This is a genomic window from Desulfatitalea tepidiphila, assembly GCF_001293685.1.
In the GTDB taxonomy this organism is placed as follows: domain Bacteria; phylum Desulfobacterota; class Desulfobacteria; order Desulfobacterales; family Desulfosarcinaceae; genus Desulfatitalea; species Desulfatitalea tepidiphila.
Map to the genome: position 1 here is coordinate 152,030 of NZ_BCAG01000004.1, position 17,212 is coordinate 169,241.

Below are 17,212 nucleotides of genomic sequence, written 5' to 3' on the forward strand. Positions count from 1 at the left end.
GCCGTGTCAGGACCACGACTTGCCGGTGGGTTGGTTCTTAAATTGGAGGCCGGGGTGATGCTTAGCCCAACTTCTCGGTCAAGGCCGGCATGAACTCAAGGATATCTTCGACGATACCCACATCGGCCACCTGGAAAATGGGGGCCTTGGGATTCTTGTTCACCGCGACGATGAACGGCGAGCCCTTGATGCCGCCCAGATGCTGGAACGAACCGCTGATGCCCAGCGCCATGTAGACTTTGGGTTTCACTGTCTTGCCGGACGTACCCACCTGGCGGGATTTTTCCAGCCACTTGGCATCGACGATGGGACGCGAGCAGCTCACCACGGCGCCCATGGCCTCGGCCAGCTCTTCGGCGACCCCGATATTGTCCTGATCTTCTATGCCTCGGCCGATGGAGACCAGCACGTCGGCCTTGGTGATGTCCACATCGCCGGTTTCGGCTTCCACCACTTCGAGGAAACGGCGTTTGGCGCTGATGTCGCCGATGTCGCCGGATTTATCGGTCACGCTCCCGGAAACCGCGCCGTTTTCAGGCTGGAAAGAGCCCGGGCGGAGGGTCAGCACCGCGCCGGCGGCCGTATCGCAGGTCATGTGGGCATGGGCCATACCGGCAAACTCCTGACGGACGACTTTCATCGCGGCGCCGTCCATGCCGTCGATGCCCACCACATCCGGTGTATAGGCCGAATCCAACTTGATGGCCAGGCCCGGAGCCAGATCCATGCCGAAGGTGTCGTGGGGAATCAGAACGATACCATCTTTGGGCAATACGTTGGTCAACAGCTTGCGCACGATCTCGGCATTGGGATAGGCCAGGTCGGCATGGTTGAACTTCCATACCTGGGCATAGAGTTTCGCCGCACCTTCGCAAGCTTTATCCACATCGCCGCCGGAGCCGGTCACAATGGCCGTTACTTCTGCAGAGGCGTCAATCTTACGCGCCGCCACGGCCAGTTCGGCGGCCGTGTCGTCGACAACCCCACCTTTGTGAGCGATATAGGCAAATATCTGAGCCATTATTTCAACCCTCCTTTGGCTTTCAAAAGTTCAATCAGTTTATCGATCTTCTCTTCAATGCTGCCTTCCAGGATTTCGGCACCCGCACCCATCTCAGGCGTGAAGTAATCCACGCGTTTCACGCGGGCCGCGCCGGCGCCGATGCTGTCGGCGGACAGACCCAGGTCGCCGGCACCATGGGTCGGGATCTCGACCGAGGCCACTTTGCGGATACCGCGGATGCCCACGTAACGCGGCTCGTTGATACCGGTCTGGATGGAGAGCACGCAGGGCAATTCGATCTCGTTCATCTCCTGGTTGCCGCCTTCGATTTCACGGCCGACCTTGATGGTCTTGCCGCTGCCGACCTCGACCTTGTTGACCAGGGATGCATAGGGCAGATCCAGCATGGCGGCCAGCATGCCGCCCACCTGGGCCGCGCCGTCGTCGGCCTGGGCACCGGTCAGGATGAGGTCGTAGTTCCCCTTTTCCACGATGGCCTTTAAAATGGCGGCGATGCCACGTCCATCCGAACCTTCGAATGCGTCGTCGGAGAGCAGAATGCCCTTGTCCGCACCCATGGCCATCTGCCGCCGCAGCACCTCTTCGGCCTCATCGTCGCCGACGGTGACCACGGTGACCGAGCCGCCTACGTTGTCACGGATCTGAATGGCTTCTTCCGTGGCATAGTTGTCCCACTCATTGACCGAATAGACCAGGTCATCACGTTCGATGTCGGTTCCGTCGCCTTTGATCTCGATTTCATTTTCGGCGGTGTCCGGAACCCGTTTCACGCATACCAGAATCTCCATGTTTAATCCTCCCTGATCGATATATGATTCCCTAAATATGGTTCCCTAAAATATTCGTTTCCCTGAATTCAAATCGCTATATGTGGTCGACGCCTCTGCCGGCGTCAGTAATCTGCCGTCGGGCCATGATGATCATGGCCCGGTATGTAAGAACAGGGCACGTCCGCGTCCGGATCAATCGACCAGATGTGCGGCCATCAGTTCGGACAAATCGATGGCTTCCATCTTGCCTTCCAGACCGGCGACCTTGATTGCGTCTTCGATGTTCACCAGGCAGAACGGGCAGGCTGTCACGATGACGTTGGCACCGGCCTCTTCCGCCATTCTGACGCGCAGAACACCCATGCGTTGATCTTCTTCGGGTTCGTAAAAGAGCATCAATCCGCCGCCGCCGCAACAGAACGAGCGGTCGCGACTGCGCAGCATGTCGACTCTGCGAATACCCGGAAGGGCGTCGATCAATTCACGGGGGTCCTCGTAAATACCGTTATGGCGTCCCAGGTAGCATGGATCGTGGTAGGTGTAAACCTTATTCCCATCTTCGACGGGCTTGAATTTCAGAGTGCCCTTGCGGACCTGTTTGAGCAGGAACTGGCTGACGTGTTCGACCGGCGGCAGTCCCTCGTAATCACTTTTCAGGGCATTGAGGGCATGGGGATCGGCGGTGACGATCTTGGTGGCGCCGGACTCCTTGATCATCTCGGTGTTGTGTTCACGCAGGCTCTGGAAGAGCATCTCCTCGCCGAAACGACGGACTTCATGGCCGCTGTCCTTTTCGCTTTTACCGAGAATACCGAAATCGGCACCGGCCGAATGAAGCAGTTTGGCCGTGGCCTGGCCGATGGACTGCATGCGGTCGTCGAACGAGGTGATGCTGTCCACGAAGTAGAGCACTTCGGCCTGTTCCCCGGCGTCGAGAGCCTTTACGTTGATCGATTCGTCGAGCGCCTTGGTCCACTCGGCGCGTTTCTTCTCCATCTTGCCCCAGGGATTGCCGCGCTTCTCGATGGCGCTCAGCGGCTTTTGCAGGGATTGGGGCACCATGCCTTCGTCGACCATGCCGCGGCGCAGGTCCACGATCTTGTCGATATATTCGATGCCCACCGGGCACTCCTGCTCGCAGGCGCCGCAGGTGGTGCAGGACCAGATTTCGTCTTCTTCATAGGTCGTGCCGATCAACGGTTCGTCGCCGGCCTTGGGTTCGCCGAAAACCGGATATTTGGCAAACACCAGGTTACGGCCCTTGATCGAGATAAAGCGCGGCGACAGGGGACGGCCGACCGCATTGGCCGGGCAATTGTCCGAACAGCGCCCGCAATCCACGCAGGAATAAAAATGCAGGATGTGGCGCCAGGTGAAATCTTCCAGCTTTTTGACGCCGAACGATTCGAGGTCGTCGAGCTGCTCGCGGCTGACCCCGTATTTGACCGGCTTGATATTGCCGCGCTGGACGCGCATCAAAAAGACGTTGAACAGCGAGGTGATGACGTGGAAGTGTTTGCCGAACGGCAGGAAGCACAGGAAGAAAAAGAAGGTCACATCATGAACGAAGTATGAAAACGAATGAATGAATTGCAGCATGCCCTTGGGTGCCGCTGCCAGCACGTGATGGAAAATCCAGGCCAGGGTGAATGGCGCCAGATAATGAGCCTCCATGCCCTGCTGTTTCTGGGCGGCCACCAGACTGCCCTCGAAAAAACCCTCGGCAAGCACCAGAATGGAAATCAGACCCAACACGAAAACCGCTTCGGCAGTATGCGGCTTGCCGTATTTGGCCGGCACCTCATAGCGCGCCGGTTTGACGACCAGTCGGCGGTACATGGCCCACACCGCGACGACCAGTACCCAGGTGGCGGCATAGGAACGCAGAACCCCATAAATCGCACCGAACGTTCCACCCAATCCGGGCAGGTGGAATCCCGGCTTGATGCCGACGAACATCAACTCCAGAGAGCGCAGCCCCAGAAGCAGAAAACCCGCGAAAAGCAGGATATGCAAAACGCCGGCGGCCATGTAGCGGGGATGACGATACTGAAGGAGCCAGATTCTGATGACTTGGAAAATTCGCTGCGGCAACTCGTTGATCGGTTTGTCCGGGGCGGCCAAAACCATGGGTTTTAACCGCATCACGATGATATAGATGAAGAGCGTGATGCCGACCACGGGGATCAAAGTGTAGATGAGCCATGCGGGGATGAACCAAAACGAGCCGCTAGCTGGTGGAATCAATGCAAAATCCATTGTTCGTCTATCTCCTTATGATGAAATGACCTACCTTGCCTAATGAATGAAGACTCATTCATCTACATATCCAATCTACAGCTGTCAAGGAAAAAAGGGGCTGTAAAATCCGATCCTCCCGCTGCCCATCCCCGCGCTTGCAGCCATTCGATGCCTGCGGGCGACGATTTCACGTTCTGTCCCAATCGGCGACAGGTTACTAAAAAGTTTCGCATTTGTGGACAGTTAACCAACGAATGCTTCTTGACAAATCTGTACAATCGCCATTACAAAAATGACCAATTGGAGTTGGCCTTCCCACCCCTGACGACCCCGCATCGTCGACACGAGAGTTTCCATCAATGTTTAACTGACAAGGAGGTGCACGTGACAGCGACAGTGGCCTACCAGGACAAACCCTGGCTGAAACACTACCAATCCGGCGTTCCTGAAGTTCCCGAGTACGAAAACCTCTGCCTGCCAGAATTCCTGGATCGAACCGTCAGTCGTTTTCCAAACAAGATGGCACTCAATTTCGAGGGGTACACGCTCAACTATACCCAGCTCAAAGACATGGTGGACCGATTTGCCACCTGCCTCCACAATTTCGGTGTCCGCAAGGGAGACGCCGTGGCCATTCTGCTGCCCAACGTCATTCCCTGCGTGGCCGCTTATTATGCTATTCACCGGGTCGGGGCAATCGCCGTGATGAACAACCCGCTCTATTCCGACCGGGAGTTGGAGCACCAGCTGAACGATTCGGGCTCCAAGGTGCTCGTCACCATTGATCTGCTGGCCAAGCGCATGGTCGCCCTGCGCCCCAAAACCAAGATCAAACAGATCGTCTACACCAGCATCGGGGATTACCTGCCTTTTCCCAAAAATCTGCTCTTTCCCCTGGTCGGTAAAAAGAAGGGCCTCCTGGCCGATGTGGCCCCGGCAGACGAGCTCTATCGTTGGAAAGATCTGATCGCCAAGACCCAGCCCGCCCCACCCAAGGTCACGCTCTCCTTCGACGATGTGGCCATGTACCAGTACACCGGCGGCACCACCGGCGTGAGCAAGGGCGCCATGCTGACCCACGGCAACCTGAGCAAACAGGTGCAGCAGGGAGCCGCGTGGTTCCCGCACGTCGACAGCGAGAATATCGCCATGGGCGCCCTGCCCTTTTTCCATGTATTCGGACTCTCCTGCGTCATGAACATGGGGATCTATTATGGATGGGGGATCATTCTCATTCCCAAACCCCAACCGGACCAATTGATCGCCTCGATCAAAAAGACCAAACCCACCTTTGCCGCGCTGGTGCCCACCATGTACATCGGCATTCTCCAGCACCCCGAATGCGGCAGCATCGACATGAGCTCCATCGACAACATGTTTTCGGGCAGTGCGCCGCTTCCCGTGGAGGTGATCAAGGAGTTCGAAGCCCGCACCAAGGGCATCATCGTGGAGGGATACGGCCTCACGGAGAGCTCTCCGGTGACGCATATCAATCCGTGCGGTGAGGGCAGCCTGCGCAAGGTCGGCAGCATCGGCCTTCCGGTTTCCGACACCGAATGCCGCATCGTGGATCTCAACGACGGCAAGACCGACGTACCGGTGGGCGAAAGCGGCGAACTGCTGATCCGGGGGCCCCAGGTGATGAAGGGCTATCTCAACCGACCGGAAGCCACGGCCGAAACCCTGGCCGACGGATGGCTGCACACCGGCGACATCGCCAAGATGGACGAGGACGGTTATTTTTATATCATCGACCGCAAGAAGGACATGGTCATCTCCGGCGGGTATAACATTTACCCGAGGGACATCGAGGAGATCTACTTCGAACATCCCAAGGTCGTCGAAGCGACGGCCATCGGCATTCCCCACCCGTCGCGCGGAGAAGCCGTGAAGGTGTTCATCGTGTTGAAAGAGGGCGAAACCGCCACCCAGGAAGAGATGGTCGCCTATGTGGCCGATAAGCTCGCCAAATACAAATGGCCCACCGAAATCGAATTCCGCAAGGAGCTTCCCAAGACCAACGTGGGCAAGGTGCTGCGCAAGGATCTGCGCGAGGAGGAGTTGAAGCGCAGGAAGTAACCGCAAACAGCATATTGCGGCCCATATGCGCGCTTTATCGGTATTGAATCAAGAAAGAAAATGCCGGAGGTCCCGATGGACCTCCGGCATTTGACTTCCTCTTTGCCTAACTCACGTTCGAAGCCTATCGTCTATTTGCCGCCGAAGCTGTCCTCGTCGATCTCCACGGGCGCACAGCAGTTCTCCAGGATGCCGTCGATTTTGCCGTTGGTCACCGGCAAGACGAAACGGATGAAGAATTCCGCGCCCTTGATCTGTCCCTCAAGGAACTTCTGATCTTTTTTCTTGGCACTGCCCAGCTGCTCGGCAGCGATGGCGGCCCGCCACAGCAGCATCCAGGCCATCACCATGTCGCCGGTGATCTCCATGAAGCTGTAAGCGAAGATAAAGGCGTTTTCCACCTGACCGGACATCATGTTCTTGCCGATGAACATGGCCACGTCGCCGATGCGCTTGATCAATGCCTCCACCTTTTCGGCCAGCGGTTTCAGGGACTCGATCGCCTTGGCCTGGTCGATGTTCTTCTGCATCTCGGCGATCAGGGCCATCATGGCCTTGCCGCCGTCCATAATGGTCTTACGCGCCATCAGGTCCATGGCCTGGATGCCGTTGGTGCCTTCGTAGATCTGGGTAATGCGGGTGTCGCGCACCAGCTGCTCCTGGGGGTACTCCTTGATGAAACCGTATCCACCGTAGACCTGCATGCCGAGGTTGGTCACATCGAAGGCGCGATCGGTGACATAACCCTTGCAGATGGGGGTCAGGAAGCCGATCAGGGCCTCGTATTTGGCCTTCTCTTTTTCGTCTTTGGCCGTATGCGATTTGTCGATGAGCAGACCCACATAGTAGAGCAGGCTTCGCATGCCCTCCACATAAGTTTTCATGGTCAAAAGCATGCGGCGCACGTCGGGATGCTTGATGATCGGCACGGCCGGGGCGTCGTGGGCCTGCTCGGTGACGAGGCGGCCTTGAATACGCTCACGGGCGTAATTGAGGGCGTTTAGAAACGATGTGCTGGCGCAGGCAAAACCCTGCTGACCGGTGTGCAGGCGCGCGCCGTTCATCATCTGGAACATGGCGCGCATGCCCTTGTTCTCTTCACCGAGCAGGTAGCCGCGGCACTTGCCCTTGCCGCCCAGGGTCAACGAGGCAGTGGCGTTGCCGTGGATGCCCATCTTTTCCTCGATGCCGGTGCAGACCACATCGTTGGGCTCGCCCAGGCTGCCGTCGTCGTTGACCCAGATCTTGGGCACCAGGAACAGGGAAATCCCTTTGGTGCCGGCCGGGGCGCCTTCGATGCGGGCCAGAGTCGGGTGGATGATGTTCTCGGCCAGATCGTGCTCGCCCGAGGAGATGAAGATCTTGTTGCCGGTGATGGAATAGGTGCCGTCGTCGTTTTTAACGGCCGTGGTGGTAAGACGTCCCACGTCGGAACCGGCTTCGGGTTCGGTCAACAGCATGGTGCCGGTCCACTGGCCCGAGTTCATCTTCTTCAGGAAAAGCTTCTTGAGCTTCTCGGTGCCCCAATTCTGGACCAGCAGGGCGGCGCCGTTGGTCAAACCGGTGTACATCATGAACGCGAAATTGGAGCCCGAAAAATAGTCGCCGACCGCCATGCCCAACAGGTGCGGCATGCCCTGACCACCCCATTCGGGGCTCATCGTTGTCGCCACCCACTCGCCTTCCTTGAACAGCTCCCAGGCGCGTTTGAAGCTCTCGGGTACCGTGACGACCCCGTTTTCAAATTTACAACCAATTTCATCGCCATCCTTCTGGGTCGGCAGAATCTCCTTGACCGCCAGGTTTCGTGCTTCGCTGACGATCAACTCGATGGTCTTGCGGTTGAACTCGGCGTACTCTTCATGCTTGCTCAACTCCTCCGCATGAAGCTGGTCGAACAACACGAAATCAATGTCTCTACGATCTGCAATTACCTGTGCCATTAAAAAATCTCCTTCCTTAACTATGTCATGTCACCGCATTGGTTTCATCCATCGTTCGCGGCGATGGGTTATCCTTGCACTTACCGGACGCGGGTGTTCCGATGCCATTGATAAAAAGATCCACCAGGGGTTCGGCCATGGAGGTGAGATCATGATCCCGCCCCGTGTGAATCCAGGTATTGATCACTTCGTCCACCGCACCATTGATCAGGCGTTTGACCAAGCCCACGTAAAGATCTTTGCGGATGGTCCCCTCCTGTTGCCCCAGGGCCACCACCTGGGAGATCACATCACGGTACATCTTGGACATCTGACGGGTGGGCTCTTGAACCAGGCGCCACTGCAGATGGGTCTCGCCCTGGTAGACGATGGCACCGGTCGGCTGGCTCTGAAACAGGTCCAAATGGGCGTATATCAGATTGTACAACTTTTCGATGGCGGTTTTACCCTCTTCCACCGCCTTCCAGAATCGTTCGGAAACGTGCTCGGTCATGGCCTCGTAAAATCGGACCAGGATGTCATCCTTGTTCTTGAAATAGAGATAAATCGTGCCATCGGCCACGCCGGCTTCCTGGGCGATCTGCGAGATGGTCGACTGGGAAAACCCCCGTTCGGCGAATACGTTGATGGCCGCGGTTAAAATTTGTTGATATTTATCGGCATTGCGTTTTGAAACCAACGTCCGGAACCTCTCTCCAAAAATGAATGAGCATTCACTCATTTATCAAACCCCTTTTCCGCGTGTCAAGGTTTAAAATTGTGACCCGGGAAAAATCGATGGATTCAAAGACAGGTGCATTTAAGCTACTGAACCGTCACCAAATAGAGTAGCGCGAATGGGACCTTTCTATTGACATGGCCAGATGAATCCGTTTAGATAGTGTCCGTCCACAAACAGGCCGCTTGGCCATTTGTGGATGGGCACCAGGCCGATTCGAATTCGTTGAAAAGTGATACCCCAATAAACTTCGGAGGTTTTTTTAATGGCGGAACAAGCAATCAAACTTGGCGGCAAAAAACAAAGCACCTTTATCGACAAGGTCAAAGAGCTGCTTCCCGAGGGCGGGAACCTCAACCTGTGTTTGACCTGCGGTGCGTGCTCATCGGGTTGTCCGGCGACCGGTATCGAAGGCATGGACCCGAGGAAATTTCTGCGCATGGCGGCACTAGGCATGGACGAGGAGGTCACCTCCACCCCATGGGTATGGATGTGCAGTATGTGTACCCGTTGCGTCTATGTCTGCCCCATGAAAATCAACATACCCCAACTGGTTTTTTACGCGCGTCAGACCTGGCCGAGGGAAACTCGTCCCAAGGGCATCCTCGGCTCTTGCGACATGGCCCTGCGAAGCGACACCTGCAGCGCCATGGGAGCCACCGAGGAGGACTTCCAGTTCGTCGTCGAAGACGTGTTGGAAGAGTATCGCGAAGCCCAACCGGAATTTGCCGAGATGGAAGCACCCCTCAACAAGGAAGGGGCCCACTATTTTCTCAATCAAAACTCGCGCGAGCCGGTGACCGAACCCGACGAGATGGTGCCGTTGTGGAAAATCCTCCACCTGGCCGGCGCCGATTGGACATACGGCACCAAGGGCTGGGCGGCGGAAAACTACTGCATGTTCATGGCCGACGACGAGGCCTGGAAACATATCGTGGAAACCAAGGTCAAGGCGGTGGAGGATCTGGGCTGCAAGGTCTGGCTCAACACGGAGTGAGGGCACGAACTGTTCGCGGTCCGGTTCGGACTGCAAAAATTCAACATCAAATACAACTTCGAGATCCAGAGCATCATTCAACTCTATGCCCAGTGGATCCGTGAGGGCAAGCTGAAACCCAGTTCGGAATGGAACAGGGAGCGGAAGATCAAGTTCACGGTCCAGGATCCCTGCCAACTGGTCCGCAAATCATTTGGCGATCCGGTGGCCGAAGATCTGCGCTATGTGGTCAAAGCGGTGGTCGGCGAGGAAAATTTCGTGGACATGTACCCCAACCGCTCGAACAACTTCTGCTGCGGCGGCGGCGGCGGCTTCCTGCAATCCGGCTATCCCGATCAGCGTCGCAAATACGGCGAGTTGAAGGCCAACCAGATTCTGGCCACAGGGGCCCAATACTGCATCACGCCCTGCCACAACTGCCATGCCCAGGTCCACGACCTGAGCGAGGTTCGCCATCATCCGTGGCAGACGGTTCATTTGTGGACCATGCTGTGCCTCTCTCTGGGCATTTTGGGACCCAACGAAAGGACCTACCTCGGCGAAGACTTGAAGGATGTGGAGGTTTTCCATCCCGAAACAGAGATGTAAGCCCGCTGAACCGATAGGTTGACACATGAAATTCAAAGCCGGCGGCACCCTGGGTGCCGCCGGCTTTTGTGTTTAGAAAGTTTTAAGTGCTAAGTGAAGGTATGCTGTCGATTCAGATGGCTTGGGTCAAATATTATGCCGCCTTATCGATTTTCACGGCGCACACCTTGAATTCGGGAATGCCCGACACCGGATCGAGGGCCGCATTGGTCAGCTGGTTGGCTGCGCCCTTTGCAAAATGAAAGGGGATAAATATCGTGCCGCCGACCGCTTTGGGCAGAATTCTGGCACGCACCGCAATGGATCCCCGCCGCGATGCGATGGTCACCATTTCACCGTCCTCGATACCGTACTTCAGGGCGTCCTTGCGTGAAATCTCGACGAAGGATTCGGGCGCGCGGTTGTTGAGGTCGGAGCTCTTCATGGTCATGGTGCCGGTATGGTATTGGTACAGCAACCGCCCGGTGGTCAGGTAGAGCGGATATTCGTCATCCACCTGCTCTGCGGGCGGGAGCCACTCGATGGCGTGGAATTTTCCCAATCCGCGGGTGAACTGCTGGCCGTGCAGAATCGGTGTGCCCGGATGATCGACGGTCGGACAGGGCCAGTGCATGCCGACGGCGTCGATGCGATCGTAGGTGAGCCCCGCGTAGGAGGGAGTCAACCGGGCGATCTCCTCGAAGATGGCGCGACTGTCGGCGTATTGCATGTCATACCCCATGCGTCGGGCGATTTCGCAAAGGGTCCACCAGTCCTCCTTGCTCTCGCCCGGCGGCGTCACGGCCCGGCGCACCCGCTGGACACGACGCTCGGTGTTGGAAAAAGTGCCCTCTTTTTCGGCGAAGCAGGCCGAGGGCAGCACCACGTCGGCCATTTGGGCCGTCTCGGTGAGGAAAATGTCCTGAACAACGAGAAAGTCCAAATTTTTCAACGACTTTTCCACATGGTGAAGATCGGGGTCCGAGATCATGGGGTTTTCCCCAATGATGTAGAGGCTTTTGAACTTGCCCTCGTAGGCCAGCGGGATCATTTCGGTCACCTTGAGCCCGATCTTGGTCGGCAGTTCGCTGACGCCCCAGGCCTCTTCCATCTTCTTGGCCACGGAAAGATCGCCCACCGGTTGGTACGCCGGATAGACATTGGGCAGACCGCCCATGTCGCAGGCCCCCTGAACGTTGTTCTGGCCGCGCAGCGGATTGACGCCGCCGCCCGGAATGCCCAGGTTGCCGGTCAGCATGGATAGATTCGCCAGGGACTTGACGTTGTCGGTGCCGCTGGTGTGCTGGGTGATGCCCATGCAATAGAGAATGCTGCCCGCCCGGGCACCGGCGAAGAGCTTGGCCGCCGCCACCAGATTTTCGGCGGGAATGCCGGTGATTCCTTCGACGAATTCGGGCGTGTACTTGGCCACCATCTGCCGGAGTTCTTCAAATCCTTCGGTGCGCTTTTCGACGAATTCGGCGTCTTGCAATTTCTCTTCGATGATCACGTGCATCATGCCGTTGATCCAGGCCACGTCGGTGCCCAGGTTGGGTCGCAACCAGATCTCAGCGAACTCGGTCATCTTGATGCGCCGCGGATCCACGACGATGAGCTTGGCACCCCTGAATTTCACGGCTCGCTTGACGTAAGTGGAGAGCACCGGATGGTTTTCGCTGGTGTTGGTTCCTGTGATCAGAATCACATCGGCGGTTTCGATATCGGCGATGGTATTGGTCATTGCGCCCGAACCAAAAGCTGCGGCCAGACCGGCCACGGTGGAGCTGTGTCAAAGCCGGGCGCAATGGTCCACATTGTTGGTTTTGAGAACGGCCCGGGCGAATTTCTGGGCGACATAATTCTCCTCGTTGGTGATGCGGGCCGAGGTCAACACGCCCATCTTGTCGCTGCCATGGGTATCGCGGACCTCTTTGAGCCGGCTGGCCACAAGATCCAGGGCTTCATCCCACGAGGCTTCCCTGAAGCTGCCGTCCTCCTTGATCAAGGGCCGTTTAAGACGCTCTTCGGAGCCGATGAAATGGTAGCCGAAGCGTCCCTTGACGCATAGGCTCCCGTTGTTGGGAGGCACGTCCGCGCCGGTCACCTTGACCACCCGGTTGTCTTTCACGTGCAGGTACAGCTGGCACCCCACCCCGCAATAGCTGCAGGTGGTGCGCACCTTATGGGTCTCCCAGGGACGCACCTTGTAGCGCACATCTTTTTCCACCAGGGCACCCACGGGGCAGGCCTGCACGCACTCGCCGCAGAAGACGCAGTCCGAATCTTTCAGTGGGCGGTCACCGGCGGCGATAATCTTGGACTCCGGCCCCCGGTAACCGAAATTGATGGCGTTGTTGACCTGGACCTCGTTGCAGGCCTGGACACAACGGCCGCATTGAATACACCGCGAAAAATCCCGCACGATGAAGGGATTGACCGACTCGATGGCATAGCGGGTCGGCGTGGCGGGAAACCGTTCTCCGCTGACCTGATAGCGATAGGCCAGATCCTGCAGCCGGCAATCCCCCCAAACCGGGCACAGCTCGTCGCTGCTGTCCTCGCCCTGGACCTTGAGCTGGAAGGCGGTCCACTCCTGGTCGTCGGACCCGCGCACCGCACAATTGTGATTCCCGGAGCTGAGCATCAGCTGCAGCACCAGCTTGCGGGCCTTGACCACGGCCGGCGATTCGGTCTGCACCTTCATCCCGCCCGCCGCCGGCGTGGCGCAAGCGGTCAGCAGGGTCCTTGCCCCTTCGACCTCAACGACGCAGATACGGCAGGCGCCCGTCGGTGTGGTCCCCTTTAAATGGCACAGCGTGGGGATATCGATATGGTTGCGGCGGGCGACCTCCAGGATCGTTTCACCGCTCTCGAATGTCAACTCGCGGCCGTTGATGTTGATGGTTTGCTGAGCATTCATACCGGCGTTACTCCTCAATCAATAAAATTGGGATGATTGGCCTTACGGGGTCCAATCCGAAATTGCGGGAACGGTCGGTTACTTGTAGAAAATATCGGTGCTTTTGTCAATCAGGGTAAAGTGGCGTCAGCGATTCTATCTGAATGCTATTCATTAAACCCGGCGTGGATGGAAAGCAGGCCCTTCAGGACGAATTTTTATTTTGATAGAATCGCTGGCGTGAGATGTCGCCGACGGTAACGGCCGACCGCCACATAGAGGCAAGCGCCTAAAACCCCCCCGATCACATCGGCCAGCAGGTCCATACCATCGGCCGTCCTGACCGCTACGAAGCTCTGGTGCCACTCGTCCAATGCACCGTACAGCGACGTCAGGGCGGCGCCCGTGACGATCAATCTCCACGACCTGCCCCGCCAGGCGGCCAGGGTGTTGAAGGCGCGGCAAAACAGGATGGACAGGACGACATAGACACCCACATGGGCGACTTTGTCCACATGCGGCCATCGGGGGCCGATGTCGGGCGTTGCAAAGGCAGACTGGACAAAAATGATCGCGCACCACAGCCCGACCGGCAGCCAATAGCCGATGAACCGGCGTCCTGAACCCACCTCAGGCGGTCTGCCCGATGTCGATGGCAAGGATCGCGGCGACCGATCGGTCCGGGGGCGCATGCGGCTACCAATCGAATGCCAGGGATAATTTTCTCAGGCGGATATTTTCCAGCACCCGCTCTTCGAAGGTCGCCATAGGCACGCCGTGACGTACCTGGCCGTCCAGGGTGCGCACTGACACGGTGCCGGCCTCTTTTTCCTTGGCGCCGCAGGTCACAATCAACGGAATCTTGTTGAGCTGGGCGTCGCGTACCTTTTTATTCAGGCTTTCGGAACGGTAGTCCACCTCGGTGCGCAGGCCGTTCCTGTCCAGGCGGTTGGCGACCTCCTGGGCGAACGGGATCAGGTCGTCGTTGAGCGGCAGAATGCCGATCTGCACCGGCGCCAGCCAAAGGGGAAACTGACCGGCGAAATGCTCGACCAGTATGCCGAAAAAACGTTCGATGGAGCCGTATACTACCCGGTGGATCATGATCGGCCGGTGGCGTTCGTTGTCCTTGCCGATATAGGTCAAATCGAATCGCTCGGGCAGCGACATATCCAGCTGGATGGTGCCGCACTGCCAGGTGCGGCCCAGGGCGTCCTTGATGTGGATGTCGATCTTGGGCCCGTAAAAGGCACCGTCGCCCTCGTTGATTTTGTAATCGGCGCCATAGGCGTTCAGCGCCGCCTTGAGGCCGTTGGTGGCCATGTCCCACTGGTCGTCGTTGCCGATGGATTTCTCCGGCCGGGTGGAGAGTTCCAGATGGAACCCCAAGCCAAAGGTACTGTAGACGCGCTCGACCAACTTGAGGACGCCCAGGATCTCCTCCTGGATCTGCTCCGGGGTCATGAAGATGTGGGCATCGTCCTGGTGAAACGCCCGGACCCGGAAAAGACCGTTGAGCACACCGCTCAGTTCATGGCGGTGCACCAGGCCGATCTCAGCGGCTCGCAACGGCAAATCGCGATAGGAATGGTGCTTGCGGCCGAACAGAAGCATGCCGCCGGGGCAATTCATCGGCTTGATGGCGTACTCCACCTCGTCGATGGTGGCGGTGTACATGTTCTCACGGTAATTTTCCCAGTGCCCGCTGCGCTCCCACAACTTGCGCTGCAGCAGGATGGGGGTCTTGGTCTCCACGTAACCGGCGGCGCGATGTTCTTCACGCCAGTAATCGAGCAGGGCGTTCCACATCTCCATGCCTTTGGGATGGAAAAAGGGCATGCCGGGGGCCTCGTCGTGAAAACTGAACAGATCCAGGGCCGTTCCAATACGCCGGTGATTGCGCTTGCGCGCCTCCTCCAGGAAGGTCAGGTAGGCGTTGAGGTCCTTCTTGTCGAAATAGGCGGTCCCGTAAATGCGCTGCAGCTGGGCCTTGGTCTGATCGGCCCGCCAGTAAGCGCCCGATACCTTCATCAGTTTGAACGCCCTGACGAAACCGGTGTTGGGCACATGCGGTCCGCGGCACAAATCCGCAAACTCCCCCTGACGATAGAGGGAGATGGTGCCGTCCTGCAGGTCGTTGATCATTTCGAGCTTATAGGGCTCCCCCTCGTAAAGGGAGAGGGCGTCCACCTTGGAGACCTCCTGGCGTTCGATGGGCAGCTTCTCCTTGACGATCTTTTGCATTTCGGCTTCGATACGGGCGAAGGCCTCCTCGGAGATCGGCTCCATGTCGATATCGTAGTAAAAGCCCTCTTCCACCACCGGCCCGATGGTCAATTTGGCATCCGGATAAAGCCGCAAAATGGCCTGGGCCATGACATGGGCCGCGCTGTGGCGCATGATGTCCAGGCCCTCGTCATCCTTGGTGGTGATGAATCGTACCCGGCTGTCCCGAGTGATCCGACTGGCAAGATCCTTCTTCAGCCCGTCCAGTTCCATGGCGATGCAGTTGCGGGCAAACCCCTCTGAAATACGCTGGGCCACCTCGAAACCGGTCGGTGGCTGGTCAAATTGCTTTGAGCTCCCGTCAGGAAGTGTTATATTAATCATTTTTAAAAGCTTTCTTGTGTTTCTGGATTCGTACAACGCTTGATAAAACAGAAGTTTATAACCGAAGCGAGGGGCGAATTCAATAAAATGAATCAAGTAGGAGAAATGCCCCTGTGGGTCAAGAGAAAAATAATTCAGGGCCGATACCATCGACGTTCGATCTGATCGAAACTGTCGACGGACTGGCCGACTTCGTCCGTTCGGCACGCAAGGCCGACATCCTGGCTGTCGATCTGGAGGCCGACTCCATGTTCCACTATCGGGAAAAGGTCTGCCTGATCCAGATGGCGGCCAACGGCCGGACGGTGGTGGTCGATCCGCTCAAGGTCGAGGACCTCTCGGCATTGCGGCCGCTGTTCGATGACGAACGCATCTGCAAGGTATTCCACGGCGCCGACTATGACGTGCGCTCCTTGTACCGGGATTTCGACATCACCATCAATAACCTGTTCGATACCCAACTGGCCAGCATGTACCTGGGATACTCGGAAACCAGCCTCGAGGCGGTCGTGGCCCATCGCTTCGGGGTGAGTCTGGATAAGAGATTTCAAAAAAAGGATTGGTCCTGCCGACCGCTGCCGCCGGAAATGGTGTCCTATGCCGCTTCGGACGTGGTCTATTTGATTCCCATGGCAAAGGCGATGCAGCGGGAACTGGCGGACAAGGGCCGCCTGGCCTGGGTGGAGGGAAACTGCCGCCAGCTCAGCCGGGTCCGGCCCCAGGACAATGGGCAACCGATGTTCCTGAAAATCCGGGGCGCCGGGCGTCTGACGCCGAGGCAACTGGCGGTCCTGGAAGAGCTGTTGCAGCTCAGGGACCGATTGGCGCGCCACAAGGACCGCCCACACTTCAAAATCATCAACAATGCCGCCCTGCTTAAGATCGCCACGACCCTTCCCGCCGATCTGACCAGCTTGCAGGCCAGCAATGCCCTGAGCAAAAAGCAGGCGGACATGTATGGCCATGCGATCCTGGCCGCCGTGGAAAAGGCCAGAAACCTATCCGCATCCCAACTGCCGACCTATCCGCACCAGCGGTCCCCTCGGCTGTCGCCGCGCATCCCCCGCCGCATCAACGCCCTGCGAGATTGGCGCGACGCACTCGCCGCCGAACTGAACCTCGACCCCCCGCTGCTGCTCAACAAAGCCCTGATGAGCGACATCGCCGTCCGCCGGCCAAAGGATATCGAGAGCCTGCGCGAAATCGAGAGCATGCAGCAATGGCCAGGTGGAGGCCTTCGGCCGCCAGGTGATCGACATCATCTCGCGCCTGCCTTGACCCGCGGGCAACAACCAGAACGATCAATGCATGGCAGGCGTGGGTAGAGCAAGCGGCCAGGGCCACATACGCCTGCGGTCCTAGTG

At 57.8% G+C, this 17,212-nt stretch carries 11 protein-coding genes; 3 read left to right on the forward strand and 8 right to left on the reverse strand.

What is annotated here, in order from left to right; all coding sequences use genetic code 11:
* Positions 1 to 61: 61 nt before the first annotated feature.
* From DFT_RS17770 to DFT_RS17780, 3 genes are all read right to left on the reverse strand, one after another.
* Complete coding sequence (locus DFT_RS17770) at positions 62 to 1,021, reverse strand: electron transfer flavoprotein subunit alpha/FixB family protein (RefSeq protein ID WP_054032611.1); 960 nt, start codon at positions 1,019 to 1,021, stop codon at positions 62 to 64.
* Positions 1,021 to 1,812: an electron transfer flavoprotein subunit beta/FixA family protein gene (locus tag DFT_RS17775; RefSeq protein ID WP_054032612.1), complete on the reverse strand. Its 792-nt coding sequence runs from the start codon at positions 1,810 to 1,812 to the stop codon at positions 1,021 to 1,023. The genes DFT_RS17770 and DFT_RS17775 overlap by 1 nt, the downstream gene beginning before the upstream one ends.
* A 174-nt stretch (positions 1,813 to 1,986) precedes the next feature.
* Entirely contained in the window at positions 1,987 to 4,053 is a 2,067-nt protein-coding gene (locus tag DFT_RS17780; protein WP_054032613.1) for a (Fe-S)-binding protein, read from the reverse strand.
* A gap of 366 nt (positions 4,054 to 4,419) precedes the next feature.
* On the opposite strand from DFT_RS17780, the gene DFT_RS17785 reads away from it, so the two are divergent.
* Complete coding sequence (locus tag DFT_RS17785; RefSeq protein WP_054032614.1) at positions 4,420 to 6,114, forward strand: long-chain-fatty-acid--CoA ligase; 1,695 nt, start codon at positions 4,420 to 4,422, stop codon at positions 6,112 to 6,114.
* A gap of 131 nt (positions 6,115 to 6,245) precedes the next feature.
* Here the strand turns inward: DFT_RS17785 and DFT_RS17790 are convergent, their stop codons facing one another.
* On the reverse strand, positions 6,246 to 8,057 hold the full coding sequence (locus DFT_RS17790; RefSeq protein WP_054032615.1) for an acyl-CoA dehydrogenase: 1,812 nt from the start codon (positions 8,055 to 8,057) through the stop codon (positions 6,246 to 6,248).
* A gap of 25 nt (positions 8,058 to 8,082) precedes the next feature.
* Positions 8,083 to 8,778: a TetR/AcrR family transcriptional regulator gene (locus tag DFT_RS17795; protein WP_076750771.1), complete on the reverse strand. Its 696-nt coding sequence runs from the start codon at positions 8,776 to 8,778 to the stop codon at positions 8,083 to 8,085.
* 262 nt (positions 8,779 to 9,040) lie between these two features.
* Between DFT_RS17795 and DFT_RS25205 the strand changes: the two genes are divergently transcribed.
* Complete coding sequence (locus tag DFT_RS25205) at positions 9,041 to 10,360, forward strand: (Fe-S)-binding protein (protein ID WP_083453614.1); 1,320 nt, start codon at positions 9,041 to 9,043, stop codon at positions 10,358 to 10,360.
* Between the two features lie 133 nt (positions 10,361 to 10,493).
* On the opposite strand, the gene fdhF is transcribed toward DFT_RS25205, so the two are convergent.
* From fdhF to thrS, 3 genes are all read right to left on the reverse strand, one after another.
* Positions 10,494 to 13,259: a formate dehydrogenase subunit alpha gene (fdhF, locus tag DFT_RS25210; RefSeq protein WP_083453615.1), complete on the reverse strand. Its 2,766-nt coding sequence runs from the start codon at positions 13,257 to 13,259 to the stop codon at positions 10,494 to 10,496.
* Between the two features lie 197 nt (positions 13,260 to 13,456).
* A complete protein-coding gene (locus DFT_RS17820; protein ID WP_054032619.1) occupies positions 13,457 to 13,930 on the reverse strand; it encodes a VanZ family protein in 474 nt (157 codons plus the stop codon).
* Positions 13,931 to 13,934: 4 nt separating this feature from the next.
* Entirely contained in the window at positions 13,935 to 15,848 is a 1,914-nt protein-coding gene (gene thrS, locus DFT_RS17825) for a threonine--tRNA ligase (protein WP_054032620.1), read from the reverse strand.
* 113 nt (positions 15,849 to 15,961) lie between these two features.
* On the opposite strand from thrS, the gene DFT_RS17830 reads away from it, so the two are divergent.
* Positions 15,962 to 17,173: a ribonuclease D gene (locus tag DFT_RS17830; RefSeq protein WP_054032621.1), complete on the forward strand. Its 1,212-nt coding sequence runs from the start codon at positions 15,962 to 15,964 to the stop codon at positions 17,171 to 17,173.
* Positions 17,174 to 17,212: the final 39 nt, after the last annotated feature.